33 protein-coding genes are annotated in these 26,244 nt (G+C 33.8%); 22 read left to right on the top strand and 11 right to left on the bottom strand.

The features are described from left to right. Positions 1-378 precede the first annotated feature (378 nt). Together GQ40_RS17525 and GQ40_RS17850 are read left to right on the top strand one after the other, a co-directional pair. Entirely contained in the window at positions 379-531 is a 153-nt protein-coding gene (locus GQ40_RS17525; protein WP_156115493.1) for a hypothetical protein, read from the top strand. A 20-nt stretch (positions 532-551) separates the two neighbouring features. Next, the gene (locus GQ40_RS17850) at positions 552-686 is read left to right on the top strand and encodes a hypothetical protein (RefSeq protein ID WP_262501125.1); all 135 of its coding nucleotides are present in this window, start codon (positions 552-554) and stop codon (positions 684-686) included. 199 nt (positions 687-885) lie between these two features. Here the strand turns inward: GQ40_RS17850 and GQ40_RS01470 are convergent, their stop codons facing one another. Then, positions 886-1,368, bottom strand: coding sequence for a hypothetical protein (locus GQ40_RS01470; RefSeq protein ID WP_047545111.1), 483 nt, complete (start codon positions 1,366-1,368; stop codon positions 886-888). 100 nt (positions 1,369-1,468) lie between these two features. Next, complete coding sequence (locus GQ40_RS01465) at positions 1,469-3,784, bottom strand: transglycosylase domain-containing protein (RefSeq protein ID WP_047545109.1); 2,316 nt, start codon at positions 3,782-3,784, stop codon at positions 1,469-1,471. Between the two features lie 242 nt (positions 3,785-4,026). Here GQ40_RS01465 and GQ40_RS01460 point away from each other — a divergent pair, with 242 nt between their 5' ends. The 4 genes from GQ40_RS01460 to msrA all read left to right on the top strand — a co-directional run bounded on the left by GQ40_RS01460 (position 4,027) and on the right by msrA (position 6,063). Continuing rightward, a complete protein-coding gene (locus GQ40_RS01460; protein WP_047545107.1) occupies positions 4,027-4,557 on the top strand; it encodes a lipid-binding SYLF domain-containing protein in 531 nt (176 codons plus the stop codon). 118 nt (positions 4,558-4,675) lie between these two features. Beyond that, a complete protein-coding gene (locus GQ40_RS01455) occupies positions 4,676-4,915 on the top strand; it encodes a hypothetical protein (protein WP_156115492.1) in 240 nt (79 codons plus the stop codon). A 123-nt stretch (positions 4,916-5,038) separates the two neighbouring features. Further along, positions 5,039-5,500: a peptide-methionine (R)-S-oxide reductase MsrB gene (gene msrB, locus GQ40_RS01450; RefSeq protein WP_047545103.1), complete on the top strand. Its 462-nt coding sequence runs from the start codon at positions 5,039-5,041 to the stop codon at positions 5,498-5,500. Beyond that, complete coding sequence (msrA, locus tag GQ40_RS01445) at positions 5,500-6,063, top strand: peptide-methionine (S)-S-oxide reductase MsrA (protein ID WP_047545101.1); 564 nt, start codon at positions 5,500-5,502, stop codon at positions 6,061-6,063. Before msrB ends, msrA begins: the two co-directional genes overlap by 1 nt. Positions 6,064-6,112: 49 nt before the next feature. Here the strand turns inward: msrA and GQ40_RS01440 are convergent, their stop codons facing one another. From GQ40_RS01440 to GQ40_RS01415, 6 genes are all read right to left on the bottom strand, one after another. Beyond that, positions 6,113-6,958 (bottom strand): hypothetical protein, encoded by an 846-nt coding sequence (locus tag GQ40_RS01440; protein WP_047545099.1) that lies wholly within the window; start codon positions 6,956-6,958, stop codon positions 6,113-6,115. Positions 6,959-6,963: 5 nt separating this feature from the next. Further along, on the bottom strand, positions 6,964-9,330 hold the full coding sequence (locus GQ40_RS01435; protein ID WP_047545097.1) for a protein-disulfide reductase DsbD family protein: 2,367 nt from the start codon (positions 9,328-9,330) through the stop codon (positions 6,964-6,966). Positions 9,331-9,462: 132 nt separating this feature from the next. Then, complete coding sequence (locus GQ40_RS01430) at positions 9,463-9,861, bottom strand: rhodanese-like domain-containing protein (protein WP_047545095.1); 399 nt, start codon at positions 9,859-9,861, stop codon at positions 9,463-9,465. Positions 9,862-9,879: 18 nt separating this feature from the next. Next, complete coding sequence (locus GQ40_RS01425; RefSeq protein ID WP_047545093.1) at positions 9,880-10,188, bottom strand: rhodanese-like domain-containing protein; 309 nt, start codon at positions 10,186-10,188, stop codon at positions 9,880-9,882. Between the two features lie 122 nt (positions 10,189-10,310). Then, entirely contained in the window at positions 10,311-10,919 is a 609-nt protein-coding gene (locus tag GQ40_RS01420; RefSeq protein WP_047545091.1) for a thioredoxin family protein, read from the bottom strand. Between the two features lie 6 nt (positions 10,920-10,925). Next, complete coding sequence (locus GQ40_RS01415) at positions 10,926-11,450, bottom strand: TlpA family protein disulfide reductase (RefSeq protein ID WP_047545089.1); 525 nt, start codon at positions 11,448-11,450, stop codon at positions 10,926-10,928. Between the two features lie 102 nt (positions 11,451-11,552). On the opposite strand from GQ40_RS01415, the gene GQ40_RS01410 reads away from it, so the two are divergent. From GQ40_RS01410 to GQ40_RS01350, 14 genes are all read left to right on the top strand, one after another. Next, on the top strand, positions 11,553-12,005 hold the full coding sequence (locus tag GQ40_RS01410; RefSeq protein ID WP_047545087.1) for a MarR family winged helix-turn-helix transcriptional regulator: 453 nt from the start codon (positions 11,553-11,555) through the stop codon (positions 12,003-12,005). A gap of 29 nt (positions 12,006-12,034) precedes the next feature. After that, positions 12,035-12,607 (top strand): YceI family protein, encoded by a 573-nt coding sequence (locus GQ40_RS01405; protein WP_047545085.1) that lies wholly within the window; start codon positions 12,035-12,037, stop codon positions 12,605-12,607. Between the two features lie 331 nt (positions 12,608-12,938). Then, positions 12,939-14,339, top strand: a complete 1,401-nt coding sequence (locus tag GQ40_RS01400; RefSeq protein ID WP_047545083.1) for an anthranilate synthase component I family protein — start codon at positions 12,939-12,941, stop codon at positions 14,337-14,339. 274 nt (positions 14,340-14,613) lie between these two features. Further along, positions 14,614-15,177, top strand: a complete 564-nt coding sequence (locus GQ40_RS01395) for an anthranilate synthase component II (protein ID WP_047545081.1) — start codon at positions 14,614-14,616, stop codon at positions 15,175-15,177. Between the two features lie 85 nt (positions 15,178-15,262). Next, entirely contained in the window at positions 15,263-16,255 is a 993-nt protein-coding gene (gene trpD, locus GQ40_RS01390; RefSeq protein ID WP_047545079.1) for an anthranilate phosphoribosyltransferase, read from the top strand. Positions 16,256-16,324: 69 nt separating this feature from the next. Continuing rightward, positions 16,325-17,107: an indole-3-glycerol phosphate synthase TrpC gene (trpC, locus tag GQ40_RS01385; RefSeq protein WP_047545077.1), complete on the top strand. Its 783-nt coding sequence runs from the start codon at positions 16,325-16,327 to the stop codon at positions 17,105-17,107. Positions 17,108-17,126: 19 nt separating this feature from the next. Further along, positions 17,127-17,780: a phosphoribosylanthranilate isomerase gene (locus GQ40_RS01380; RefSeq protein ID WP_047545075.1), complete on the top strand. Its 654-nt coding sequence runs from the start codon at positions 17,127-17,129 to the stop codon at positions 17,778-17,780. 71 nt (positions 17,781-17,851) lie between these two features. Next, entirely contained in the window at positions 17,852-19,033 is a 1,182-nt protein-coding gene (gene trpB / locus GQ40_RS01375; protein ID WP_047545073.1) for a tryptophan synthase subunit beta, read from the top strand. A gap of 94 nt (positions 19,034-19,127) precedes the next feature. Continuing rightward, on the top strand, positions 19,128-19,892 hold the full coding sequence (gene trpA, locus GQ40_RS01370) for a tryptophan synthase subunit alpha (RefSeq protein WP_047545071.1): 765 nt from the start codon (positions 19,128-19,130) through the stop codon (positions 19,890-19,892). 39 nt (positions 19,893-19,931) lie between these two features. Then, positions 19,932-20,339 (top strand): DUF805 domain-containing protein, encoded by a 408-nt coding sequence (locus GQ40_RS01365; RefSeq protein WP_047545069.1) that lies wholly within the window; start codon positions 19,932-19,934, stop codon positions 20,337-20,339. Between the two features lie 114 nt (positions 20,340-20,453). Then, positions 20,454-20,867, top strand: coding sequence for a DUF805 domain-containing protein (locus GQ40_RS01360; protein ID WP_047545066.1), 414 nt, complete (start codon positions 20,454-20,456; stop codon positions 20,865-20,867). A 107-nt stretch (positions 20,868-20,974) separates the two neighbouring features. After that, positions 20,975-21,121 carry a hypothetical protein gene (locus GQ40_RS17675; RefSeq protein WP_197052644.1) on the top strand — a complete coding sequence of 49 codons (147 nt, stop codon included), beginning with the start codon at positions 20,975-20,977 and terminating at the stop codon, positions 21,119-21,121. 61 nt (positions 21,122-21,182) lie between these two features. After that, positions 21,183-21,635 carry a tRNA (cytidine(34)-2'-O)-methyltransferase gene (locus GQ40_RS01355; protein ID WP_047545064.1) on the top strand — a complete coding sequence of 151 codons (453 nt, stop codon included), beginning with the start codon at positions 21,183-21,185 and terminating at the stop codon, positions 21,633-21,635. Between the two features lie 69 nt (positions 21,636-21,704). Then, the gene (locus tag GQ40_RS01350; protein ID WP_047545062.1) at positions 21,705-22,367 is read left to right on the top strand and encodes a hypothetical protein; all 663 of its coding nucleotides are present in this window, start codon (positions 21,705-21,707) and stop codon (positions 22,365-22,367) included. 63 nt (positions 22,368-22,430) lie between these two features. On the opposite strand, the gene GQ40_RS01345 is transcribed toward GQ40_RS01350, so the two are convergent. From GQ40_RS01345 to GQ40_RS01335, 3 genes are read right to left on the bottom strand one after another with little or no spacing between them, the layout of a single operon-like run. Further along, positions 22,431-22,661 (bottom strand): VF530 family DNA-binding protein, encoded by a 231-nt coding sequence (locus tag GQ40_RS01345; RefSeq protein WP_047545060.1) that lies wholly within the window; start codon positions 22,659-22,661, stop codon positions 22,431-22,433. 5 nt (positions 22,662-22,666) lie between these two features. Beyond that, positions 22,667-22,876: a DUF6500 family protein gene (locus tag GQ40_RS01340; RefSeq protein ID WP_047545058.1), complete on the bottom strand. Its 210-nt coding sequence runs from the start codon at positions 22,874-22,876 to the stop codon at positions 22,667-22,669. Between the two features lie 2 nt (positions 22,877-22,878). Further along, the gene (locus GQ40_RS01335; protein ID WP_047545056.1) at positions 22,879-24,171 is read right to left on the bottom strand and encodes a DEAD/DEAH box helicase; all 1,293 of its coding nucleotides are present in this window, start codon (positions 24,169-24,171) and stop codon (positions 22,879-22,881) included. A 206-nt stretch (positions 24,172-24,377) separates the two neighbouring features. Here GQ40_RS01335 and GQ40_RS01330 point away from each other — a divergent pair, with 206 nt between their 5' ends. Together GQ40_RS01330 and GQ40_RS01325 are read left to right on the top strand one after the other, a co-directional pair. Continuing rightward, positions 24,378-24,938 (top strand): hypothetical protein, encoded by a 561-nt coding sequence (locus GQ40_RS01330; protein WP_052184105.1) that lies wholly within the window; start codon positions 24,378-24,380, stop codon positions 24,936-24,938. Positions 24,939-25,376: 438 nt separating this feature from the next. Continuing rightward, positions 25,377-26,099 (top strand): DsbA family protein, encoded by a 723-nt coding sequence (locus tag GQ40_RS01325; protein ID WP_052184104.1) that lies wholly within the window; start codon positions 25,377-25,379, stop codon positions 26,097-26,099. The last annotated feature ends 145 nt before the right edge of the window (positions 26,100-26,244 follow it).

Below are 26,244 nucleotides of genomic sequence, written 5' to 3'. Positions count from 1 at the left end.
AAAACTCAACTTGTTAATCTTTGTCTTTCCACATTAAAAAATCCAAATGCTCCTTTTTTTCTTTTCTTTCATTTTCTTCGGAAGACAAATCAAGCTCACCTTCATTTTAATCTATTTAGTAAATCATTCATGCTTTATAAAACACTATTATAAACAAGCATATAATTATGTTTTAAGGCTAAAACCTAAAATTGTGTTCATTAAAAGAACAAAAAACTAGTAGCTTTTCTCGATTGTGCTTTATTCTAAAAAAATGTAACTCAAACGAGTTTACATCAATATTTTATAGAAAAATCAGCTTAATAAACGTAACTTTAAAAATATACGTATCAAAAATCAGTCAATTAAACTCAGTTCTCTAATTTAAATATCAAAGAAATGGAAAAAGACGAAAGCAATAAAAAAACATCTGGAAGCGATATTCCCGATTCAAGTACCAAAACCGCACGCGGAAGCAAGAAAGTACACAGCGAAAAAGATCAATCCACCAAAGATGGTGTAGACCCTAGCTTCACAGATTCAGAAGAGTAATAAACTTTAAAAATAATATTATGAAAGATCCAAATTACGAAGAGACCGTTGGAAAGCATCCAATACCTCACGCAAAAGACATTGCAAAATCAGATAAAAAGCAAGACAAGAAAATCACAGAGTACGATAAAAAAGGAAGTAAGGAAGAAGAGTGAGAAACTCGTTTTAAGTAATTAGTATCAACTAAATGCTTTTTTAAAATTCTCGCTAGATAATGATTTCTTTTTCTTCGGAAAATTGAAGAATTATAATCCCATTTAAATGATCAATAAAGAAAAAGGGCAATTCCCAAATTAGGAATTGCCCTTTTAATATACTCAATTACGACACAGTTTAAAATGTCGTATTATCTGTCTAGTCTATAGTAAATCCTCTAAAAGAACCGTTCTCAAGAGTAATTGTTTCACTATCGCTGTTAGTTATTGTAGCTGTAAATGTACCTTCAAAGTATTCTCCAGTTACTTGGGTAAATGTAATCGTTCCACTTTCAGCAAAATCAAAACCAAACCCTAAAGAATCTGATGTAAATGATACTTGATGTGTCGATTCAAAGGTATCATCAACATCAAAAGTTCCAATTTCAGCATCTACAGGAAACCATAATGCTACTTGGGTATCTCCAGAATTGGATATTCCATCTCCATTATTTCCATTTAAAGTTACCACTGAGGACTCTGCTGTTGCTATATTTGTAAAGTTATACTCTGTTCCATCAATTGTGATTCTAATAAACGTATCAGAATCTACAGTTCCAGCATCATCGTCAGAACTACAAGATGTAACGCCGATGCTAAAAATCACTAATAACGCTAGCAAGTTAAATTTAAAATTTTTCATAAAGTTTTGGGGTCTGTACTCAATTCCTTTTTCTCAAGGTTATTGAGCGTGAGTTAATAATATATTTTTTTGAAGTTGCAAATGTAATAAAGAATTCCAGTTAATCGTCATTTTTATTTTTCTTCTTCAAGAAACCAAATAACCCTTTTTTATTTTTCTTTTCCTTTTCTTCGGAAGACGTATCAAACTCACGTTCCTTTTGGTCTTTTGTGAATAAACGTTTTAGAAAACCGTCGCGTTTTTCAGTCTCACAAGCTAAGGCGTTTATAACATCTTCTGATGGTTTCTCAAAAGTAGCAGAGGTTATGTCATTAAACTTTTTATCTGCATTCATTTGCTTTAAAAACAGCGCCACCGTTGGCAATGCAGAATTTGCACCTTGACCAATCCCAGTGTTGCTAAAACCGATACGATGATCATCGTTACCAACCCAAGACAGCATTACAAGTTTAGGGCTTACACCTACAAACCAACCATCTTTATTGTCCTGCGTTGTACCCGTTTTTCCTGCCAGATCATTTTTCAATCCATATTGTGAACGCATTCGTTTTGCTGTTCCCGCATTGATTGTAGATTTCATCATTTCTACCATTAATTGTCGAGTATCTTGAGAAAAAGCCTCAGGCAATGCTTCTTTGGTTTTACTTTCATAAATAACCGTCCCAAATTTATCTTCTATTTTAGTGATATAAAATGGTTTTGAAACTCTCCCGTCATTTGCAAAACTTGTGTAAGCGCCAATTAATTCTAGCATTGACATTTCCGCAGTACCTAAGGCTAAAGAGGGCACTTCTGGCAAATCTGAGGTAATTCCCATTTTTCTAGCTTGATCTATTACAGTTTTGATCCCAACGTCTTCCAGCACTTTTACCGCAATGGTATTTACAGATTCGCTCAACGCTTTTTCTAATGAATAATTGAGATGTCTATCGGTTTCTTCTTTTCCGCCATTGGTTGGTGTCCAGTTTTTTTGATTGGTGTAAGTCACTTCTTTTACAGGATAATATGTGCAAGGTTCTATCCCGTTCTCTAAAGCTGTAGTGTAAACAATAGGCTTAAATGTAGAACCAACTTGGCGTTTCGAAACAGATACGTGGTCATATTTAAAATGCTCAAAATCTATACCTCCAACATAGGCCTTAATCGCTCCCGTTTTTGGATCTACAGCAACAAAACCAGCATTTAGAAATTTTAAGTTGTGCTTTAAACTATCTAAAACCGAACCTTCAAAAACCGCGTTTTCATCCCAGGAAAAACCAGTGAACTTGGTCTTCACATTTAGGCTATCCATAATCTCTTTATCAGATAGATTTTTCTTTTTTAGTTTTTTATATAAAGCTAAACTCTTGATTTGTTTCTCTATAAAGTTGTTGTTCTTTAACCAAGGTGCATTTTTTCCGTAGGCATCCTCATATTGCTTTTGCAGTTTTTTCATATGCTCTTTCATAGCATTTTCTGCATAGCGCTGCATGTTTATATCAAGTGTGGTGTGTATTTTTAATCCGTCTTTATACAGATCAAAAGTGGTTTTGTCTGCAGTATTTAAACTATCGAGCAAGGTTTTTACTTCTAATCGTATTTTCTCTCTAAAGTAAGGTGCAGTACCATCGGTATAGCTGAATTTTTTATAATCTGTTTCTAAAGGCATATCGCTGGACGTCTTTTTAACTGCCTCGTCGATATAGCCATATTTCTCCATTTGCTGTAAAACCACATCGCGTCGCAGTTGGCTTCGCTCGGGAAATAATCTGGGATTATAACCATGGGGAGCTTTAAGCGTACCAACCAAAGTTGCAGATTGTTCTAATGTTAAATCACTTGTTTTTTTACTGAAAAAACGCTGGGAAGCACTTTCAATTCCGAAGACATTTTCACTAAAGGGAACCGTGTTTAAATACAACGCTATGATGTCTTGCTTAGAGTAAATGCGCTCAAAACGCTTAGCGATGATCATCTCCTTAACCTTATTTACAGGCATGGTAAACCACCCGTGACGCTCTCTTCCGTAGATATTTTTGGAGAGTTGCTGGCTTATCGTACTCCCTCCTCCCGAAGAATTATCTTGTAATAGAATGGACTTAAAAAACACACGGAACAAACTTGTGTAATCGACACCGCTATGTTCGTAAAAGCGCGAATCTTCAGTAGCAACCAAGGCGTCAACCAAATGTTTTGGCAAATCCTCATACTTCACAACTTGTCTATCAAAAATAAAGTATTTACCGAGGAGTTCACTTTCAGCATCTAAAAGAAGTGACGCTTCAGCTTGTTTAATGTCCTTTAGATTTTCTTCGGAAGGCAATGCACCCCAAAGACCGATATAAACCGATATGTAAAAAAGGAACACTGATAAAATTCCGAAGGAAAAAAAATATAATAATCGTTTAAGCCACTTGGACTTGAAATTGATTTTCATAACAGTTTTGATTGATTCAATTTATATACGAACGAAATTATAGAATCGATGTTTTACAAGATTTGTTTTTTTTTAGAGCCTATGCAATAAATTTTCAATTGGCTAAAAACAAAATCCACACCCAATGTACTGTTAATGAACAGTTAAATTAGCAAATACGTTAGTTTTAAATGTGATTGTGACAGCCTTTCTATCAAATGATGAGTAGTTTTAAGTATTAAATTTAAACAATAACAAATAACATGAAAACTTTAAAAACATTTTTAATAGTTGCGACATTGCTTTTTGCGAGTAATGGTATAGCACAAAACGAGGACGACAAGAAAATAATGAGCGATGCAGAAAACGCTAAAATGAAAATCCTGGACGCTAACAGCGCCATGCAGGACTTATTTGATAATTCTGCAGGTTATGTTATTTTCCCAAACGTTGGTAAGGGTGGTTTAATAATTGGGGCTGCTGCAGGTAATGGTGTGCTTTATGAGGACGGTGTCGCACAAGGGATGGCAAAATTAAAAAAACTGAACATTGGCTTACAAGCTGGCGGACAAGCAATAATTGAGGTCATATTTTTTGAGGATGAAACTGCTTTGGCAAAATTTAAGGATGGTGATTTTGAATTTGACGCTGGAGTTTCTGCAGTTGTTCTAGAATCTGGAAAAGCAAAAAAAGCAAAATATAAAAATGGAGTTGCAGTAATTGCACTCCCAAAAGCAGGATTGATGGCAGAAGCATCGGTTGGCGGACAAAAATTTAGTTACGAAAGCTTCTAAAAGAACTTGAAAAATTATAGAAAAGGATGGCATTCGCCATCCTTTAATTATTATGAAGATAAACGTTACTTCAAAATTGGTGATGTTTATCTTTATTAGCAGATCAAAACCAACATCTATGATCAAACTATATATAATCGGGATTTGTATTTTAATTATCGCCATAATCGCCAATGGTGTTATTGTGAAAGTAGGATTAAAATCATGGTATGATTTTATAGAATTGCTCAGTAATAATGGTTGGAACGCTTTTATTCAAATTAACATTATAGACTATTTATGGCTGTTCATTGGGTATCCACTAGTTTTGAGCTTAGGTTATCTTATTGGCGAAAAACTCTACCATGCAATTTCTTAAATTTTATGATTTTATAAAGAATGCTCCATATAATATCCCGTAACTTTATTTGTAATAAAACAATAGATTTTACGACTTAAAAGAGATTAAAATAAATTTAACAAAACAGAAAGAAAAACACATATGTTAACTTGGAAAGACATTATCAACTTCTCAGTAAATGGAAATCCTGAGCCAGATCACAAAGTTGAAAAAACCGATGCCGAATGGCGTCAACAATTAACTCCAGAACAATTTAGAATCACACGTCAAAAAGGAACAGAAAGACCTCACAGTGGCGCACTATGTAGTATTTATGATGAAGGCCAATACAACTGTATTTGTTGTGACACACCTTTATTTGATTCGACTATAAAATTTGAATCTGGAACGGGTTGGCCTAGTTTTACCCAACCTATAAAAAATAATGCCATTAAATACCATAAAGATTCGTCTTTAGGGATGGTTCGCGTTGAAGTGATGTGCAATACATGTGATGCACATTTGGGTCACGTATTTCCTGATGGTCCAGAACCAAGCGGATTGCGTTATTGTATAAATTCTGAATCTATGCAACTGGATTCTAAAGTAGAGGAGACTAAATAATGACAGATCATAAAAAAGATAAAAAAATAGAACAATTAACCGTAGGTTGCGGTTGCTTTTGGTGCATTGAAACCATTTATAACCAAATTAAAGGCGTTGAAAAAGTGGTCTCAGGTTATTCTGGAGGAACAGTTCCTGGAAAACCAACATACAGAGAAATTTGTTCTGGATTAACAGGACATGCCGAAGTTGTGCAAGTGACTTACGATGCTAATGTTATTTCTTATGAAGACCTACTTGTTATTTTCATGACGAGTCACGACCCAACAACTTTGAACCGTCAAGGTGGTGATGTAGGCACGCAGTATCGCTCTGTGATTTTTTATCACGATGACAAGCAAAAAGAAATTGCAGAAGTTATAGTGAAAGAAGTTTCATCATACTACGAAAATCCAATTGTTACAGAAATCAGCGAACTAGGTGAGTTTTTTGAAGCCGAAGCAGAACATCAAGATTTCTACAATAGTAATCAAAGACGAGACTATTGCACATTTGTAATTGACCCTAAATTGGCAAAGCTTAAAAAAATGCATGCGGATAAGTTGAAGAAGCAGACTGCTTAAATTTAAATTAAGCATCAAAAAAAGGCAATCTAAGTAAATTGCCTTTTTTTTATTTATTCAAATAGGCTTCCAAATTTTTATAAAACCAGATGTTTTTTAGTTGGTCGAATTCTGTTAGACCTTTTGACTTATTATAATACCAAAAAATCCCTGAAAAACCATCAACATCGATTTTGTAATTTAAATACTGAAAATTAGAGAGTGATTTATTGTTGTTTTCAACAAAGCTACCCTCTAACTGAGAAAAAGTTTTTAATAAATCTTCTTTAGAATAATTTTCAGCTAAGACCTCTACCAATTCTTTTGAAAACTTTTTATTATTTAATAAATATTTGAAACCATATATTAGAGTTTCATCAGTATAATTTAAATTTCTATATGTTTCAAAAAACAGAGAACCAACTTTATTATAATGTATTTTAGCTCCATTTCCGCAAGTGAAATTTTTATGTTTTTCAATAACCTTTTTATGTTTTTCAAGAATTGATAATGCCAAATGATATTTACCAATTTCATTATAAGTTGATACCAAATCATATATTACGTCAAATATATAATACCTATAACTGACATCGTCAGAAATATAACTATATAGTTTCTCAGAATACTCAAGCGTTTCCTTATTTAGAAAACTACTCATGTCTAATATCTGTTTGTAAGAATTAATTTTATTTAATAAAATTGTGTCATCGGAATAAAAATAATTTTTATGAGTTTCAAGAGCTTTGACCATCATTGTTTTTTGTTCTTCTGTAATTTCTTCTTCAATATTATAATAATCATAAAATGAATCTGTAAGATAGATTAATCCATTTTCATCAGTATAAAAGAAAATATCGCTCTGCGAAAAACAAAGACAAGGAAATATCAATAAAATGACAAAAATCTTTTTCATAAGTTTTACTCAAACTTCCCAATCCCATCCTCTAACCACTTATAATATTCATCTGCATCTGGCGTATATGCAACAGGTTCATTGAGATTATTCTCATCATGATCCATCAATACATAATACGGTTGTGTATTGGTTTTATATTTTATGGTCTGGAGCTCACTCCATTTTTGACCTATATATTTTAGTTTTTTTCCTGGTTTTAATTGAGAATCAGTAACCTCATCGTCTTCTAGTTTTCGTTTATCATCCACATATAAAGAAATAAGTACAACGTCGTTTTTAAGTTTATCAAGAATTCTGGGCTCTATCCAAACGTTTTGTTCCATTTTACGACAATTCACACAAGCCCAACCTGTAAAATCGATCATCACTGGTTTTCCAACAGATTTTGCATACGCTAACCCTTTGTCATAATCATTGAACGCTAAAATATCATGTGGTGCCAATAGATGTCCTCCATCTGGCAAGTCCCCATGATCTGCGGTACTTGATGCAGCTCCTCCTCTACTATTTCCAACTCCGTAAGGTGACTCACTATAATCTAAAGGTGGCGGAAAAGCACTAATGAGATTTAAAGGCGCTCCCCAAAGTCCCGGGATTAAATAGACCGTAAACGTAAGTGTCAACAGTCCCAATAAAAGTCTTCCTACGGAAATATGCTTCAAAGGAGAATCGTGCGGAAGTTGGATTTTTCCGAAGAGATATAACGCCATCGCTCCAAAAATCGCAATCCAAATCGCGATAAATACTTCTCTTTCCAAAATGTGCCACTGTGAAACCAAATCTGCATTTGACAAAAACTTAAAAGCAAACGCCAACTCTAAAAACCCGAGAACAACTTTTACTGTATTTAACCAACCTCCAGATTTTGGCAGTGAGTTCATCCAACCTGGAAATGCTGCGAACAATGCAAACGGTAAAGCCAATGCTAGAGAGAAACCAAACATCCCGATCATTGGCGCCAATCCACCTTCTGAAGCAGAGAGTACAATAATATTTCCTACAAACGGTCCTGTACATGAAAACGATACGATTGCTAATGCCAATGCCATAAAAAATATGCCTGTATAACCGCCTTTATCTGCTTTTCTATCTATTTTATTAGCCCAAGAATTTGGCAGCATAATTTCAAAAGCTCCCAAAAAGGAAATGGCAAAAATCATGAGAATAACAAAGAATATAAGATTAAAAGCTACACTGGTAGAAAACTCATTAATTGCGCTCGCACCAAATATAGCAACGACACCTGTTCCCAATATCACATAGATAACGATGATGCTTAACCCATAGATAATTGCATTTTTTATGCCTTCAGCCTTATTTTTACTTTGCTTTGTAAAAAAGCTAACTGTCATTGGTATTAACGGGAAAACACATGGTGTAAATAAAGCGATAAAACCTGCACCTAATCCTAAAAGGAAAATCGTCCATAAGCCTTCTTTATTACTATCGTTTTTATCAACTCCAGAAGTCATAACACTCTTTGCAACACTACTTTTGGTGAGGTCAAATTCTAAATCTACGTAACTTGGAGCCAGACATTTTTCGTCATCGCAAGCCATAAATCCAATTTCGGCTTTTACTGTTTTGAGATCTTTGTTAGACAACTTAATCTTCTGTCTAAATTCAGCAGAATTTTCAAAAAACTTCACCTTCATCTCAAAGACCTTATCATCTACTGTGATGCCTTTTTCCTCTATAGTTTCTCCAACGAGTTCTGCGCCTTCTCCCAACATATAATCAAATGTGGTTGGAATTGGTCCATCTTCTGGCACATCTTGAGAGTATAAATGCCAATGGTCATCAACAGTTGCTTTTGACACTAAAATGTATTCGGTATCTGATATTTTTTCTACGGAAGAGGTCCATTTTACAGGTTCTAAAATCCCAGGATTTTCGTTTTGACCTAAACTATTGTCTGACTTTATAATAAACTGTAAATCAACATAATCTGGCGGAAGGCATTTCTCATCATCACATGCCATGAACTCAACCTCACCTTCTACGACAGATAGTTCTTGATTTAAGATTTTGATGCGTTGTCTAAACTCTGCTTTGTCCTCAAAAAATTTAATCTTCATCTGAAAAACAGGATCTTGAACAGTGTGACCTTCTTCTTCCGAAGTGTTTCCGATTATTTCAAAATCTGAATTTGGCTTATATGAGAATGTTGTTGGGATTGGCCCATCTTCTGGCACGTTTTGGGAATACAAGTGCCAACCAGATTCAATTGTTGTGGACGATATGAGATCATACTCGGTATCTGATATTTTCTCTACGGTAGTTTTCCATTTAACGGGCTCTAAAATTTGAGAATTTACAGTGTTTGAATACACTAATAAACTAAAAATCAAGATAATTAAATTCTTCATTAGATATGATTAGGTTTTGAAAGAGGCTAATTTAAAAAAAACTAAAGGATTAATCGATTTCATTTGGACTTGATTAACATATACCCCAGATTATAAAATAAAAAAACCGAACGTTATGTTCGGTTCTTTTAATTATTCATTTTTTTTAATTTCGAGATCATGAAATTTCCATTGGGCTATGCCTCCTTCCAAATCGTAAATCTTAACAAATCCTGCCTCTTGTAATTTCTTTGTGCATTTTCCGCTTCGTCCACCAGACTTGCAGTATACAAGTATTGGTTTAGACTTATCCAGTTTAGTCAAATCCTCTTCAAACGTTGGTGAGAGGTAATCTATATTTTGCGAATGCGCAATAAAGCCTGTTTTATATTCTTCTGAAGTTCTTACATCTACAACTTGAATATCCTCAAGTTCTATGAGTTCTTGCATTTGTTCCGCAGAAACCATTATTACCTCGTTTTGAGTTGCTTTCTCACAACTAAATGTTAGTGCAAAAAGCACTATACAATACATTAAAATCTTGTTTTTCATATTGATTGATTTTTGAGTTTAAGCGACTTCACCTTGCCATTCCATAAAGCCACCTGTAAGGTTGTATGCATTTTTAAATCCTAATTGATTCATGACACTGCAAGCTTGACCGCTTCGTGCACCAGATCTACAATACACATAATACGTTTTGGTTTTATCTAATTTTTCAATCTCATCAATAAAACCTTGACCTTTATAAATATCGATTGCCATAGCATTTGGGATCATTCCTTGCGCTACTTCTTCTGGTGTTCTAACATCTAGAATTACTGCATTTTCATCTGCATTTAATTTAGAGGTCCATTCTTGTTGTGATAAATCTGCCATACTTTTTTATACATCAATAATCATGCAAAATTAACGTTTCTTTATGATATTTTAATTTAAAGACGAAAAAAAAATCCGAAGTGTTACACTTCGGATTCTTAAATTCTAATATTTTGGTCTCTTTAAACCTTAATAGAGCATCCAATTGCTCTCGTTTTTTTCTCAGGAACTTCATTGCCAGATAGTAAAGCGTCAACTGCATCTTCAGCATATGTTTCTGTAACTGCACTTGCATCTTGGTAATTATCGTCAATTGCTCCAATATATTTTACTTCATGACCTTTTGTCGTACGCTCCAAAATATAGACATGAGGGGTTTTTGTTGCTCCATATTGTGGGTAGATTTTTTGTCCTTCATCCATCAAGTATGGAAATGTAAATCCTTTTGCTTTGGCTCTTGCCTTCATAGCTTCCATGCTATCACCAGGTTTTACATCAGTATTATTTGGCATGATCGCTATAACTGGGTAACCTTTATCTTCGTATTTTTTGTTTAATGCCTCAATACGATCCTCATAAGCTACTGCATAAGGGCATGTATTGCATGTAAATACAATGATGAATCCTTTGGCATCTCCATAATCTGCCATTGAGACCTCTGTCCCATCTATATTATTTAATTTAAAATCTGTTGCAATATCTCCAATATCGTAACCTTGAGCTGATGCTGTAAAAACAGATGTAGTAAGCATTACAACTAATGCCATTGCTATTTTAAAAGTATTTTTCATAGTTTTTTATTTAATAAATTGTTTTAATTCATTTTCTAATTCTTCGTAATTAAAAGAACGCTCATAAAACGTTGTCTTGTTACTATTGTATATAATTGTTGCTGGTATTGCCCCAGACCAGTTTTTATCTACTTTGGGAATCCATGTATTTGAATCCACATCATTTAATACGATTACTTCACTTTTTAAATGTCGTTTTTCAAGAAAAGATTTGAGCTTTGTTTCTATTTGCTTCGGAAAATCAAGACTCACCAAAATAACCTCAACATTTTTACTGGAGTAATTTGAATTTAAATCTTCAAAATAAGGCAACTCCTTAACACATGGTGCACACCACGTTGCCCAAAAATTAACGACATAAGTTTTATTATCATCTTTAGACTTTAGGTATGACTCCAGCTCATTAAAGTTAAGAACCTTCAAATCTTTTACGGTCGCTATTTTCATTTTTTCTTCGGAAGGATTTACCTGAGCGGTCACATTTCCGAAGTAAAAAAACAGAAGCACTAAAGTGATAATTTTCAATTTCATACTCTAAAGTTAATCATCAAAACTATCACGATATTAAATTTAACATAATATTAGAATCTACATTCAAAAATCGCATTACATTTGTCTATACAATTGTTGTATATGAAGGAGTTAAATGAAAGATTAAAAACGAAAGTCGATTTGCCATTATCAAGGCAAACCGTAATCAATGTTTTTTTGGCGAACACTGCAATCAAAACAGAATTATTAGCGGTTTTAAAACCTCATGACTTATCAATGGAACAGTTTAATGTATTGCGCATTTTGAGAGGTCAAAAAGGCAATCCCATGAATTTACAAGATGTGCAAGAGCGCATGGTAAATAAAATGAGTAACACAACACGTTTGATCGATAAGTTAATTTTAAAAGACTTTGTTAAGCGCACCGAATGTAAAAACAATAGAAGAAAAATTGAAATTTACATTACAAAAACAGGTCTTGATAAATTAACAGAGCTTGATGGCATCGTTAATTCTACCGAAGAAAATGTGACATCAAATCTCACTTCAAGTGAACTAACTGAATTAAATAGATTATTACATAAAATTCAATAAAACCAAAAACAAACTTAAATTACAAAACAATGAAAATGAACATTTTAAAACCAACAGGCATCGTAGTATTAGCATTATCTTTTGCTTCATTTACTACAATTCTTAAGAAAGAAGTAAAAGTTAAGGAATCAACAATTTCCTGGAAGGGTTATAAAGTAACTGGTTCTCATGAAGGTACAATCAATCTTACTGATGGTACTTTATCTTTTGAGGATGACAAATTAGTTGGTGGAAATTTCACAATTGACATGTCTACTATTACGGTAACAGATTTGGAGGCTGGAAGTGGTAAAGAAAAACTAGAAGGCCATTTAAAGTCTGATGATTTCTTTGGTACAGCAGATCATTCTAATGCGACTTTTAACATTACAGATGTTAATGGAAAAGACGGAAACTATAAAGTTACCGGAGATTTAACCATTAAAGGCAACACAAACCCTATTACTTTTGACATGATCGTTACAGATGATACTGCCACTGCCAACCTTAAAGTTGACAGATCAAAATATGATGTAAGATATGGTTCGCCTAGCTTTTTTAACGATTTAAAAGACAAAGCTATTTATGATGAGTTTGATTTAAACGTTATGCTTAAATTTTAACACTAAAGATTAATAGCAATAATTGAAAAAAGAGATTCTAAGCATATTTAGCATCTCTTTTTTTTACTAAATAAATTTGAATTGTAATATTTGATTTCTATCTTTGAACTTTACAATTAGAATCCTGCTTTAGCTGGAAATTTAATATGAACACAAATTTAAATCATACTTGGTGGTGGAACTCTCGAAAAGCAAACTTCGTGAACTAACCCTATGCGTATTATTTAATTAACTATACAAAAAAAGGCTTGTCATTCACGACAAGCCTTTTTTTATTTACCCATTCTCTAAGTTTTTAGAAATAACAGAAAAAAACATACATCAAAAAAACATGAAGACGTTTAGCCTTTACACTCATTATAAAAAAATTCTTGCAGATACCATTACACCCGTAAGCATTTACCTAAAAATTAGAGACAAATACCCTAATAGTATTTTATTGGAGAGTAGTGATTATCATGCCAACGATAACAGTTTTTCCTATATCTGCTTTAACCCAATTGCATCCATTAAAGTTGATAAGGATTTCATCGAGCAAACCTATCCTGATGGTAGTACCAAAACAAACAATGCTCTAAACATTTCGGTAACCGAAGAAATCCATAAGTTCACAAAACGTTTTAAGGTAAATTCCGAAGAACGATTTAAATTCATCAATAATGGGATTTTTGGTTACACAGCGTACGATGCTGTAAAATATTTTGAGGATATTGAAATTTCCAAAAAGCCAGATTCCTTAGATATCCCAGATATTTATTACGCAGTATATCAAAACATTATTGCTATAAATCATTTCAAGAACGAAGCCTATATTTTTGCACATTGTTTTGAGGCCGAAAATAATATTGATGAAGTTTTACAACTTATAAGCTCTAAAAACTTTGCCTCTTATAACTTTAAAACAAACTCCGATATCTCATCTAATTTAACAGATGACGATTATAAAAAACAAGTAGAATTGGCAAAACAACATTGCGCTCGTGGTGATGTATTTCAACTCGTACTCTCAAAAAAATTCTCACAAGCCTTCAAAGGTGACGAGTTTAATGTTTACAGAGCTCTGAGAAGTATCAATCCTTCGCCATATCTCTTTTATTTTGATTACGGAAATTTTAAAATCTTCGGAAGTTCGCCAGAAGCACAATTAGTAGTAAGTGACGGAAAAGCAGAAATCCATCCAATCGCTGGCACGTTTAAACGAACAGGAAACGATGAAGAAGACCAAAAACTGGCAAAAAAATTAGCGGAAGACGCCAAAGAAAACGCAGAGCACGTCATGCTAGTGGATTTAGCAAGGAATGATCTTAGCAGGCACGGTAGTCAAGTAAAAGTAGACACCTATAGAGAAGCACAATTTTTCTCTCATGTTATTCACCTAGTAAGTAAAGTTACCGGTAAAGTTCACGACAAAACACCAACAATGCAAGTTGTGGCAGATACATTTCCTGCAGGAACTTTAAGCGGTGCACCAAAGCACAAAGCTATGCAGCTTATAGAAAAATATGAAAAAACCAGCAGAGCCTTTTATGGTGGAGCAATCGGTTTTATGGATTTCAACGGAAATTACAACCACGCCATAATGATTAGAACCTTTATGAGCAAAAACCATAAACTTCATTGGCAGGCAGGTGCAGGATTAGTATCGAAATCTGTACCTGAAAATGAGCTACAAGAAGTGTATAATAAACTGGGAGCCTTAACAAAAGCTATTGAAATGGCTGAGGAAATATGAATTAAAAGTTAAAAGAAATTAAGTAAAGTTCATGTCCCAAATCAATTCGGAGAATTGAATAAGTTAATCTGCAGAAATTAATGAACGAAAAACGTAACTGCATTAAGCAGGAAGTTTTAAAAGTGAATGCTATGCAGAAACTTCCTCAGATGGACTTAATTTTTTGGTTCGTTTTGCATCAAGGCTAAATGAACAGATAAAACACAACAAATAAATTCCTGCTTTTGCAAGAATAAAGTTTAACAAATAGATACCTGCATTAGCAGGCATTGATATGAAAGTATTAGTAATAGATAATTACGACAGTTTTACGTATAACCTCGTCCACTATTTAGAAGATTTAGGGTGCGAGGTGACCGTAAAACGAAATGATAAATTAACAATTGAAGACGTTGCTGCATTTCAAAAAATAGTGTTGTCTCCAGGTCCAGGAATTCCCGATGAGGCTGGATTATTAAAGGAAATTATAAAAACCTATGCGCCAACCAAAAGTATTTTAGGCGTATGTTTAGGGCAACAAGCAATTGGTGAGGTCTTTGGAGGTGAACTGATTAATTTGGATGAAGTCCATCATGGTGTAGCCACAAAGGTTGATATTATAGTTGATGACGAACCGCTCTTTAAAGACATGGGTAAAAACATAGAAGTAGGTCGCTACCATTCTTGGGTTGTTGATCCTCAATTGCCTGATGTTTTAGAGGCAACTTCAATGGATAGCAACGGACAAATAATGTCTTTGCGCCATAAAGTTTACGACGTTAAAGGTGTTCAATATCATCCTGAAAGTGTTTTAACACCAAACGGAAAGCAGATATTAAAAAATTGGATCAATCACTAAGCGATTTTTACTGGTTATTGATATAGATCAAAAGAATAAATAATATAATAGATCTCTTTTTTTTTGGAAAGAGTTAGCAATAGAAATGAAAGATATTTTAAACAGATTAATAAACCAAGAAAGCATTTCAAGTAAAGAAGCAAAAAGCGTGCTGGTTAATATTTCCGAAGGAAAATATAATAAAAGCCAAATTGCATCTTTTCTTACTATTTACATGATGCGAAGTATCACTTTAGAAGAACTTCAAGGTTTTAGAGATGCTTTATTGGAATTGTGTATTTCAGTAAACTTATCAGATTTTAATACTATCGATCTCTGCGGAACTGGAGGTGACGGTAAAGATACCTTTAACATCTCAACTTTGGCGTCGTTTGTAACTGCTGGTGCAGGCGTAAAAGTGGCTAAGCATGGTAATTATGGAGTGTCATCTGCTTCAGGATCATCAAACGTTATGGAGGCTCTAGGGATTCATTTTTCTAACAAATCAGATTTTTTAAAGTACTCGATTGACCAAGCAGGAATTTGTGTGTTGCACGCGCCATTATTTCATCCTGCTATGAAAAATGTAGCCCCAATTAGAAAGGAACTGGGTGTGAAAACATTTTTCAATATGCTTGGACCAATGGTAAATCCAGCGTTTCCGCAAAATCAAATGGTTGGTGTTTTCAATTTAGAATTGCAGCGTATTTACGGGTATCTTTATCAAAACACAGATAAAAACTACAGCATCGTCCATGCACTAGACGGTTATGATGAAATTTCCCTTACCGGAAATACGAAGATCATTTCAAATTCGAAAGAGACGATGTTGAGTCCGTCAGATTTAAACGTTGCTCAAATTGAACAATCTGAAATATTTGGAGGCTCAACCGTAAAACAAGCAGCAAAAATTTTCAAACACATAATTGAAGGAAAAGGGACTGAAGCTCAAAACAATGTCGTTTGCGCCAATGCTGGATTAGCAATTGCAACAGTAAATAACATTTCGCATCAAGACGGATTTCACTTAGCAAAAGAAAGTCTAGAAAGCGGAAAAGCAAAAGCAAGTTTAGATCGATTAGTACAAATGAGCAGATAACAGCATGCTCAACTTTTTTAAGCATCACACAAATTATGAGAACCTGTAACAAGTTCAGGTTGACGAGATATGAATATTTTAGATAAAATAACAAAAGACAAACGTATTGAAGTCCATCTTCGTAAAAATCTCATCCCAATAAAACAATTAGAGCAATCTGTTTTATTTGAAAAAGAAACAATTTCATTAGCTAAAAAACTAAAAGAAAGTGATACTGGTATCATTGCAGAACACAAAAGGCGATCACCTTCAAAACAAGTTATAAATCATGATTTAAATGTATTTGATGTTGCTAAAGGTTACGAAGATGCAGGTGTTTGCGGTATGTCGATCTTAACAGATGGCAAATATTTTGGTGGCAGTTTAGATGATCTTTTAACTGCTCGCGCCAGTTGCAATTTGCCTCTATTGAGAAAAGAATTTATCATTGACGAGTACCAAATCATAGAAGCAAAAGCCCACGGAGCAGACGTTATTTTATTGATAGCAGCTATTTTGACGAGAGCTGAGATCAAACAATTTTCAGAATTAGCCAAGAAATTACAACTCGATGTGTTACTAGAAGTTCACAATGAAGAAGAACTAAAAAAATCAATAATGCCAAGCTTAGATATGCTAGGTGTCAATAATAGAAACCTTAAAACCTTCGAGGTTAGCTTAGAAATCAGCAAACAATTAAGTGAGCTTATTCCAAATGATTTTGTAAAAGTTTCAGAAAGCGGAATTAGTAGTATAGATGCTATAAAAAAATTACAACCTTATGGTTACAAAGGTTTTTTAATTGGAGAAAATTTTATGAAAACCGATGATGCAGGCAAAAGTGCAAAACAATTTATAAAAGAATTAAAATAAATTATACTGAATTAAAATAATGAAACTGAAAATCTGCGGAATGAAATACCCGAAAAATATGACTGAAGTCGCAAAACTTCAACCAGATTATATGGGTTTTATTTTCTACGGAAAATCGAGTCGGTTCTTTGAAGGAGAGATTCCAGATTTACCAAAAAACATTAAAAAAACAGGAGTTTTTGTCGACGCGAAAATAGAATTTGTTTTAGAAAAAATTGAATTACATAATTTACAAGCAGTTCAGCTACATGGTATTGAAACACCAGAATATTGCGAAGAATTAAATAATCGTTATGCTGAATTTGTTTCAGCATCACATCAAAAAAAGATAGAAATCATAAAAGTATTTAGCATAAAGGACAATTTTAATTTTTCAATATTAGAACCATACGAAGCTGTTTGCGATTACTTTTTATTTGATACCAAAGGAAAATTACCTGGCGGAAATGGATACACTTTTAACTGGGACGTATTAAAGGACTATCCGTCAACGAAACCTTATTTTTTAAGTGGTGGCATTGGATTAAATGAAGTTGATGATATTATGTCTTTTATAAAAAGACACGAATCAAAATATTGCCACGCTATTGATGTGAACAGCAAATTTGAGGTTAAAGCAGGATTAAAAAATAGTTTTGAATTAGAAAAGTTTACAAATCAACTTAAAAGATAATATGACGTTATGCTGAACTTGTTTCAGCATCTCAAAAGATGAAAATAAAATCCGGGTAAAGAAAAAAAACTATGAAATACAACATCAACGACAAAGGTTATTACGGAGAATTTGGCGGTGCATACATTCCAGAAATGCTCTATCCAAATGTAGAGGAATTACGCCAAAACTATCTCAAAATCATGGCAGAACCGTCTTTCAAAAAAGAGTTTGACCAATTACTCAAAGATTATGTTGGTCGTCCCTCTCCTCTTTATTTCGCAAAGCGACTTTCAGAAAAATACAATACAAAAATCTACCTCAAGCGTGAAGATTTAAATCATACTGGTGCCCATAAAGTGAATAATACTATTGGACAAATCTTGATGGCGCAACGTTTGAACAAAACAAGAATCATTGCAGAAACTGGTGCTGGTCAACATGGTGTTGCCACAGCAACGGTTTGTGCTTTAATGGGCATGGAATGCATTGTTTACATGGGTGAAATCGACATTGCGAGACAAGCTCCAAATGTGGCACGTATGAAAATGTTGGGTGCAGAAGTTCGTCCAGCCTTATCAGGAAGTCGTACGTTAAAAGACGCTACCAACGAGGCTATTCGTGATTGGATCAATAATCCTGTGGACACCCATTATATTATTGGAAGTGTTGTTGGTCCGCATCCTTATCCAGATATGGTTGCTCGTTTTCAAGCGGTCGTTTCCGAAGAAATCCAATGGCAACTTAAAGAAAAAGAAGGTACTACCAAACCAGATTATGTTGTTGCCTGTGTTGGTGGTGGCAGTAATGCTGCGGGCGCTTTTTACCATTATTTAGAGGATACAGACGTCAAATTAATTGCGGTTGAAGCTGCAGGAAAAGGAATCCATAGTGGTGAAAGTGCTGCGACTTCTGTTTTGGGTCGTGAAGGCATAATACATGGAAGTAAAACGTTGTTAATGCAGACCAATGACGGACAAATAACCGAGCCTTATTCTATTTCGGCAGGACTGGATTACCCAGGAGTTGGACCTATGCATGCTCATTTATATAAAACCGGTCGTGCAGAATTCATCTCCATTACAGATGATGAAGCTATGGTAGCTGGACTAGAATTGAGCCAAATGGAAGGGATCATTCCCGCAATAGAAACCTCGCACTCTCTGGCAATTTTTGATCAAAAGAAATTTAAAGAGGATGATATTGTCGTGATCAATTTATCTGGTCGTGGCGATAAAGATTTACAGAATTATATCGATTATTTTAAGTTGTAAACTTAAGTCATGCTGAAATTGTTTCAGCATCACACACGAAACAAAAATAATAATGTGACCCTGAAATAAATTCAGGGTGACGACTTAATAAAATATGAACAGAATAAACCAAAAACTAAAAGAAGACAAAAAGCTGTTGTCCATTTATTTTTCCGCAGGATATCCAAACCTCAACGATACCGTTTCAATCATTGAAAATCTCGAAAATAGCGGAGTTGACATGATTGAGATAGGATTACCGTTTAGTGATCCTTTAGCAGATGGACCGACAATACAAGCTAGTTCAACACAGGCTTTAAAAAATGGAATGACCACGGAAATTCTCTTTAACCAATTAAAGGATATTCGTAAAACAGTATCCATCCCATTGATTATTATGGGATATTTTAATCCCATGCTACAATATGGTGTTGAGACGTTCTGCAAAAAATGTGAAGACATTGGTATTGACGGTCTTATAATCCCAGATTTACCTGTAGATGTCTATAATGAACAATACAGACAGATTTTTCAAAAATATGGATTGATCAATGTGTTCTTGATTACACCGCAAACTTCTAAAGAAAGAATTCGTTTTATTGATTCTATATCTGAAGGGTTTATATATATGGTCAGTAGCGCAAGCGTTACTGGTGGTAGCTCTGGTTTTGGTGATGCTCAAACCAATTACTTCAAACGTATTGCAGATATGCATCTAGAAAATCCGCAAATCGTTGGTTTTGGGATTTCAAACCATGAGACATTTACTCAGGCTACTAAATATTCAAAAGGTGCGATTATTGGAAGTGCTTTTATTAAATTTCTAGCAGACAACCATTTGTCTAAAATCTCAAAGTTTACAACTTCAATATTAGATTAAATTTTATATTTGGCAATAACTAACCAATAAATTAAGAATATGAAATGGTATTTAAAAGTCGTAAGAGATAATTACGCAAATTTTAACGGAAGAGCAAGAAGAGAAGAATATTGGATGTTTGTTTTATTCAATATGATATTTATTATTGCTATTGCATTGGTGTCTGGTTTATTAGCTGGATTATTTGATGCACCTGCAATTATGGGATTATATATGATCTATGTCCTTGCTGTATTTATACCTAGTTTAGCTGTAGCTGTTAGACGCTTGCATGATGTAGGTAAAAGTGGTTGGTTTTACCTTATAGGTTTAATACCAATTATTGGAAGTATCTGGCTTATCGTTTTATTTATTACAGAAGGTGACAGAGGAACTAACGAATATGGTCCTGATCCAAAATCGGCAGATAACGAAGAAATTAATACAATTGGAACAACAGAAATTTAATAATTCTAATTTTAACAATACTAACCTACTCCTTATAAGAGTAGGTTTTTTTATTCAAAATTTCATGTAACTCTTAGATTTATTTTTGATATTTATATCCTAAAAAAATTAAACATGTACTGGTATTTACAAGTGATTAGATATAATTATGCAAATTTCTCAGGACGTGCTAGACGTAAGGAATATTGGATGTTTGTATTGGTGCAGCTCATCATTGTTGGATTAACCATATCGTATGCCTCATTGGTTGAGGATTTTTTTGAACCAGATTTTGTATTCTCCATACTAAGTATCTATTTTGTTGGGACACTAGTACCATGGCTGGCATTAAACGTGAGACGATTACACGACATCAATAAAAGTGGAACTTATGTGTTTATCAATTTAATTCCAGTAATAGGTCGCATTTGGTATATCGTTCTTGTTGCTACAGAAGGTGATTTTGGCACCAACAATTATGGTCCAGATCCAAAATTGGATTATTCTGATGACATTGATGACATTGGTAAGATTGAGCAAGAATATTAAACCTTTTTAACAATGCTTAACGTTTGCTCAGCAAATTTTGTGAATACTGAAACAGAGTTTGACGTTGTTAAATCGTATCTTACATATGAATCAAAAACATAGAAATCATGGGAATTATAAAAGATAATAAAAAATTTAATAGAAAAACGGAACAAACAACTCCAACTAATCCAGATGGAATTGCAAGAAAAACAGATACCAATAAATTTGATATCGATAAAAAAACGATAAAAGACCAGCAGAATAAAAAGTAATTTTTATTGCTGATCAAAGTAAAAGCCTAAATTATTAATTAATTTAGGCTTTTATTATTGTATGGCACTCAACATCGTTTTATTTGAACCAGAAATACCTAACAATACAGGTAATATTGGCAGACTAGCTTTAGCAACTGGCTCTAAATTACATTTGGTAAAACCATTTGGATTTGAGATTACAGATAGTAGATTGAAACGAGCGGGACTTGATTATTGGCAACATTTGGATATCACGACCTATGAGTCAGTTGAAGATTTTTTCCGAAGACATAAAAACGCAAAATTTGCATTCTTTTCAAGTCATGGCCATAAACTACATTGGGAAATTTCTTTTGAGGAGGATCTTTTTTTAATCTTCGGAAAAGAATCTGTTGGATTACCAAAATCGATCATTGATGCATATAAAGACCATCTCTATAAAATCCCTTTATATAGCGAACATATAAGAAGTTTAAATCTTGCTAATGCTGTAGCAATTGTCGTTTACGAAGGCTTAAGACAGCTATCGTAATTAATTGTTAAATCCTAAAGAATCACGTTAGGATTCATTACATTAATCTATAAAATTTAAAGAACAGTCATGAAATATCATATTATAATAAATAGCGTAAAAACCGTTGAAGAATTTAAAAATGCATGGACCAATGAAGATTACATTTATCTGTTAGACAAATTTGGCCTTGAAGATTCTGGGAATGCATCTACTCAAGAACTATTGGAATTATTGCAAATGGCAATTTCCGATTTTGAGCCAAATGAAGCTGCTGCTATTGTTTTGGAGTATAAATTGAGTGATGATCTCAACGATAATCAAATTGATCAAATGTCTCACGATATGTTGCTTGATAAAATTTCCGAAGAATACGCAGATATCAGTTTGCACCATCAATTATTCAACATCAACCAACTGCTCCATAAAGCTTACAATGGCACATTCCCAAGTGCAAAAGCCACTGTAATAGAATTTGAGATTACGCCAAATAAAGAGGTTACTAAAGAAGTTATTCTTAAAGCATTTGATAAAACCTTGGCTGGAAACAATGTGATTAAACGCCTATTCTCAAATCAATTAGCAGGAAAAGAATCTTTTGAAGAAGCTGAGGATATAATTTGGGACTTAAAAGCTACTGGAGATACGTCTTATGTGTTGACTACATCAGAATATTGGATAAGCAGAGATGAATTTAAAGACGCAGAGTTTGACGCTACAGTTATAGAATTTGGGGAAGAAGATGAAGATTAAAAACCTTAAAGCTAGCTAATAAAATTATACGTAAAAAAAAGCTCCCAATCGGGAGCTTTTTTTTTATAGTCTGTTGTTGTTCTTTAGCATTTTTAAATACATATCTTCAACTTTCGTTCTTGCCCAAGGTGTTCGTCTCAAAAATTTCAAGCTCGATTTTATAGATGGGTTATCGTTAAAACATCTAATTTTTATTTGATGTCCCATATATTCCCAACCGTAATGCGCTTGCAAATCGGTAACGATTTGTTCCAATTTTATACCGTGGAGCGGATTGTTCTTTTGAGTTTCCAAAATAGTTAGGCGATCATGTTTTTAATTTTCAATGCTTTCTCGAAATGATCAAGTTGGTGTTTTTCTATCCACCATGTTGCAGCTTCCATTAATAATTTAGGATTATCATTTTTATTTTTAAAAAAAGCATAAAATGAAATCCCAACGTTTTCTCCTTTTTGAGCCATCTTTTTATGGCAAACCTCTAGAATTTTTTCCTTTAATTCTGAAGTCATGCCTAGTTTCTTCTATCGTTACGACGTCTAGAATTACTGCTTTTATTTCTATTTCCACCTGTATTTCCTCCCGAATTTCTAGGACTAGAATTACGACTTCGGTTTCTGTTTCCGCCACCTTGTCTGCCACCACCTTGCTTAATTGGCTCGGTTGAAGCATTAGGATCTGGTTCAAAACCTTCCACAATTTCGACTTCAATTTTTTCGCCAATCAATTTTTCAATATCGCGTAAATACGTTGTTTCATCTGCACTCACCAACGATATGGCTTTACCATCTGCTCCTGCTCTACCTGTTCTACCAATTCGGTGAACGTAATCTTCAGAAATATTTGGCAGTTCAAAATTCACAACATGTGGCAATAACGGGATATCAAGGCCACGAGCTGCAATATCGGTCGCAACCATAACTCGTACTTTACCAGTTTTAAAACCTTCAAGTGCTTTGGTTCTCGCACCCTGGCTTTTATTTCCATGAATCGCTGCAGCTGTAATTCCTGAGGAAATAAGCTTTTTAGTCAATTTGTTAGCGCCATGTTTTGTTCTCGTAAAAACGAGTGCTTGTTTCCAGTTTCCTTCGGAAATGAGCTTCACCAACAAATCTGGCTTTTTCCCTTTAGCAACTCTAAACACCTTTTGTGAAATGGCTTCTACAGTTGTATTTTCGGGAGTTGCCTCAACTTGCACAGGATTATTTAAAATACCATTGGCAAGCTTTCTAATATCTTTTGAAAAGGTTGCAGAGAACATCAAATTTTGGCGTTTCTCTGGCATGATCTTCATTACGCGCTCAATGTCCCGTAAAAACCCCATGTCGAGCATACGGTCTGCTTCATCTAAAATAAAAACCTCAACGCGGTTTAGCGCTAATAGATTTTGATTGTGCAAATCCAGCAAACGTCCTGGTGTAGCCACCAAGATATCCACACCACGACGAATCGTAGCTGCCTGTGGTTTTTGATTGACACCTCCAAAAATCACAGCGCTTCTAATTTCCAAAAACTCACTATAATCCTTAACACTTTCGTGTACTTGCGCAGCAAGCTCACGGGTTGGTGTTAAGATCAATGCGCGAATTGGTCTAAACTTTGCCTTTGGGTTTTCAGAAAGATAATGTAATAATGGCAATGTAAAACCAGCGGTTTTACCAGTACCTGTTTGTGCTGAAGCCAATACATCGCGTCCCTCTAATACTGGAGGAATCGCTTTTTCTTGAATTGGACTTGGTGTAGTGTATCCTTTTTTACTAATAGCTCTTAGTAAAGGCTCAGATAAGCCTAAATCTTTAAATGACATATAATAGTTTGGTCAAATTAGTGTTTAAATGACCGTCTGTTTGATAAGCGTCATTTTCTGTTTGGCGCAAAGGTAGTGTTAATTTATGCGATAGCAGTCATTCTCTTGACTTTCTCAAAAAAATAGTATAACTTAGTTTAGAGATTTGTTAAAAAACATTGAAACGATTTTTGATCATAGCATTAACAGTAATTAAAATTAAAATAATGATAAAAACTAATCTATTTAAAACTCATTTAATAGCTCTACTTACTTTGACACTAATTAATTGTAATAGTGATGACTCTTTAAATAATGAGTATGAAAATTATACAGGAAATTATGAAATTATATCATATAAATCGAACGTCGCTGTTGACCTAAATAATGACAATATCACTTCTTTGGAACTTACAAATGAAATAGATTCTTTTGGTTCTAATGATTTAGAAATTAAATCAAATATTATATCATTGTTCTTACCAAAAACATGGATAACTTTTCAATATCCTAGTAGTCCCGAGGGCAGTGTTGAATTTATAGATTATGGTTTTGGAACTAATTATCAATATGAGGACAATTCATTTTTAATTGAAACCAAAAGTTATGTTGAAAAATCCTATATAGATAATATCGAAAATGATAAAAATGTAACGCTTACAAGTAATTTAAATGTGGTTGACAGTAACCATTTAAAAATGTCTATCTCAAAAGAATATTACGATTTTAGCACAAATGAATGGATTATGTTGAACATTGAAATTGTCTTTGAAAAAAATAATATTTAAATCATAATACTAGTAGCAATAAGGTGCATAATTAATTGCTTTGGCAGGTGCTTGTTTGTAAAATTACTTCGGAATTTTCTTGCATTCGTTTTTGTTTACTAAATGAGTTTCTTAAACATAAACAAATTCGCTAAACAAATTTCCCAAGATTAAACATCTAAAAAACGCTCTTCAAAAGCAAAATCGCAAATAAACTATGCAAATTTTTAAATTTCCGAAGAAAAATAACATCTCAAAATACACTTGATTATCATTTATTAGTGAAAATCAATTGATTTGTTAAAACCTATACCATTTCCGTCTTTCTACAGAAAATTGTCGAACTTCGTGCAGTAGAACTGGAGGTATTTCAGTAAAATCAATACAGAAAATATAACATATCATCTCATGAGGAGTTTTAGCATTATTTTATTAACTCTTTTCTTCAATTCTGAAATTATGAGCCAAGAAAACGAAATTACCATGGTATGTGACCCAGTAACTGGTCTCTGTGAATTACCAGATTTTGAGTCTGAAGCAACCAAGCAAGACTGGAACGATGACGAGGAGATTTTTTACATTGGTGATCCCATGTGTAGCTGGTGTTGGGGCATTTCCCCTCAGGTCAATGCGCTTAAAAGGTTTGCGAACCAGCAGCATATTAATATGGAACTAATTATGGGCGGTTTAAGACCTGGTGGTGGACAAGAATGGGATGCGAAATTTAAGAGCTTTCTAAAGCACCATTGGCAGGAAGTGAATAAACGAAGTGGTCAACCTTTTAACATGGACTTACTCGATAAAGAGGTTTTCCATTATGATACTGAGCCTGCTTGTCGCGCAGTTATAACGGTAAGAACGGTGTCTCCAGAAAAAACACTGCCTTTTTACGAACTTGTACAATACTATTTTTATGCAGAATCCAAAGATCCTAAACAACTAGACTTTTATAAACCTATTTGCGAAAAATTAGATATCGATTTCACTGCTTTTAGCGAAAAGTTCACATCTCAAACTATGAAAGATGCGACTCGAGCAGATTTTATAAAAACCAGAGAATTGGGTGTGAACGGTTTTCCCTCAATCGTTTACAGAAAAAAGGATAAATTCTACACGATTGCACGAGGATATACAGAATTTGATGACATTAAAAAGACAATTTTAAAGTTACGAAACAATTAATCATACTTTGTCTTTTCAGAATATATTGAAAAAACAATAGGCTTTTAAGATGATAAAGCCTGTTTTTGGACAAGTGTTAATACCAACACAAAATCGCATTACAATGCTTCGAAAAAATCTAATAATTGTACCTTTGCATGACCAT

It is taken from the genome of Psychroserpens sp. Hel_I_66, assembly GCF_000799465.1.
In the GTDB taxonomy this organism is placed as follows: Bacteria; Bacteroidota; Bacteroidia; order Flavobacteriales; family Flavobacteriaceae; genus Psychroserpens.
This window is presented reverse-complemented; position numbering and strand designations above follow the sequence as displayed.

Coding starts and splice junctions, on each gene's coding strand:
- GQ40_RS17525 (WP_156115493.1), top strand. CDS start 379: ATGGAAAAAGACGAAAGCAATAAAAAAACATCTGGAAGCGATATTCCC.
- GQ40_RS17850 (WP_262501125.1), top strand. CDS start 552: ATGAAAGATCCAAATTACGAAGAGACCGTTGGAAAGCATCCAATACCT.
- GQ40_RS01470 (WP_047545111.1), bottom strand. CDS start 1,368: ATGAAAAATTTTAAATTTAACTTGCTAGCGTTATTAGTGATTTTTAGC.
- GQ40_RS01465 (WP_047545109.1), bottom strand. CDS start 3,784: ATGAAAATCAATTTCAAGTCCAAGTGGCTTAAACGATTATTATATTTT.
- GQ40_RS01460 (WP_047545107.1), top strand. CDS start 4,027: ATGAAAACTTTAAAAACATTTTTAATAGTTGCGACATTGCTTTTTGCG.
- GQ40_RS01455 (WP_156115492.1), top strand. CDS start 4,676: ATGATCAAACTATATATAATCGGGATTTGTATTTTAATTATCGCCATA.
- msrB (WP_047545103.1), top strand. CDS start 5,039: ATGTTAACTTGGAAAGACATTATCAACTTCTCAGTAAATGGAAATCCT.
- msrA (WP_047545101.1), top strand. CDS start 5,500: ATGACAGATCATAAAAAAGATAAAAAAATAGAACAATTAACCGTAGGT.
- GQ40_RS01440 (WP_047545099.1), bottom strand. CDS start 6,958: ATGAAAAAGATTTTTGTCATTTTATTGATATTTCCTTGTCTTTGTTTT.
- GQ40_RS01435 (WP_047545097.1), bottom strand. CDS start 9,330: ATGAAGAATTTAATTATCTTGATTTTTAGTTTATTAGTGTATTCAAAC.
- GQ40_RS01430 (WP_047545095.1), bottom strand. CDS start 9,861: ATGAAAAACAAGATTTTAATGTATTGTATAGTGCTTTTTGCACTAACA.
- GQ40_RS01425 (WP_047545093.1), bottom strand. CDS start 10,188: ATGGCAGATTTATCACAACAAGAATGGACCTCTAAATTAAATGCAGAT.
- GQ40_RS01420 (WP_047545091.1), bottom strand. CDS start 10,919: ATGAAAAATACTTTTAAAATAGCAATGGCATTAGTTGTAATGCTTACT.
- GQ40_RS01415 (WP_047545089.1), bottom strand. CDS start 11,450: ATGAAATTGAAAATTATCACTTTAGTGCTTCTGTTTTTTTACTTCGGA.
- GQ40_RS01410 (WP_047545087.1), top strand. CDS start 11,553: ATGAAGGAGTTAAATGAAAGATTAAAAACGAAAGTCGATTTGCCATTA.
- GQ40_RS01405 (WP_047545085.1), top strand. CDS start 12,035: ATGAAAATGAACATTTTAAAACCAACAGGCATCGTAGTATTAGCATTA.
- GQ40_RS01400 (WP_047545083.1), top strand. CDS start 12,939: ATGAAGACGTTTAGCCTTTACACTCATTATAAAAAAATTCTTGCAGAT.
- GQ40_RS01395 (WP_047545081.1), top strand. CDS start 14,614: ATGAAAGTATTAGTAATAGATAATTACGACAGTTTTACGTATAACCTC.
- trpD (WP_047545079.1), top strand. CDS start 15,263: ATGAAAGATATTTTAAACAGATTAATAAACCAAGAAAGCATTTCAAGT.
- trpC (WP_047545077.1), top strand. CDS start 16,325: ATGAATATTTTAGATAAAATAACAAAAGACAAACGTATTGAAGTCCAT.
- GQ40_RS01380 (WP_047545075.1), top strand. CDS start 17,127: ATGAAACTGAAAATCTGCGGAATGAAATACCCGAAAAATATGACTGAA.
- trpB (WP_047545073.1), top strand. CDS start 17,852: ATGAAATACAACATCAACGACAAAGGTTATTACGGAGAATTTGGCGGT.
- trpA (WP_047545071.1), top strand. CDS start 19,128: ATGAACAGAATAAACCAAAAACTAAAAGAAGACAAAAAGCTGTTGTCC.
- GQ40_RS01365 (WP_047545069.1), top strand. CDS start 19,932: ATGAAATGGTATTTAAAAGTCGTAAGAGATAATTACGCAAATTTTAAC.
- GQ40_RS01360 (WP_047545066.1), top strand. CDS start 20,454: ATGTACTGGTATTTACAAGTGATTAGATATAATTATGCAAATTTCTCA.
- GQ40_RS17675 (WP_197052644.1), top strand. CDS start 20,975: ATGGGAATTATAAAAGATAATAAAAAATTTAATAGAAAAACGGAACAA.
- GQ40_RS01355 (WP_047545064.1), top strand. CDS start 21,183: ATGGCACTCAACATCGTTTTATTTGAACCAGAAATACCTAACAATACA.
- GQ40_RS01350 (WP_047545062.1), top strand. CDS start 21,705: ATGAAATATCATATTATAATAAATAGCGTAAAAACCGTTGAAGAATTT.
- GQ40_RS01340 (WP_047545058.1), bottom strand. CDS start 22,876: ATGACTTCAGAATTAAAGGAAAAAATTCTAGAGGTTTGCCATAAAAAG.
- GQ40_RS01335 (WP_047545056.1), bottom strand. CDS start 24,171: ATGTCATTTAAAGATTTAGGCTTATCTGAGCCTTTACTAAGAGCTATT.
- GQ40_RS01330 (WP_052184105.1), top strand. CDS start 24,378: ATGATAAAAACTAATCTATTTAAAACTCATTTAATAGCTCTACTTACT.
- GQ40_RS01325 (WP_052184104.1), top strand. CDS start 25,377: ATGAGCCAAGAAAACGAAATTACCATGGTATGTGACCCAGTAACTGGT.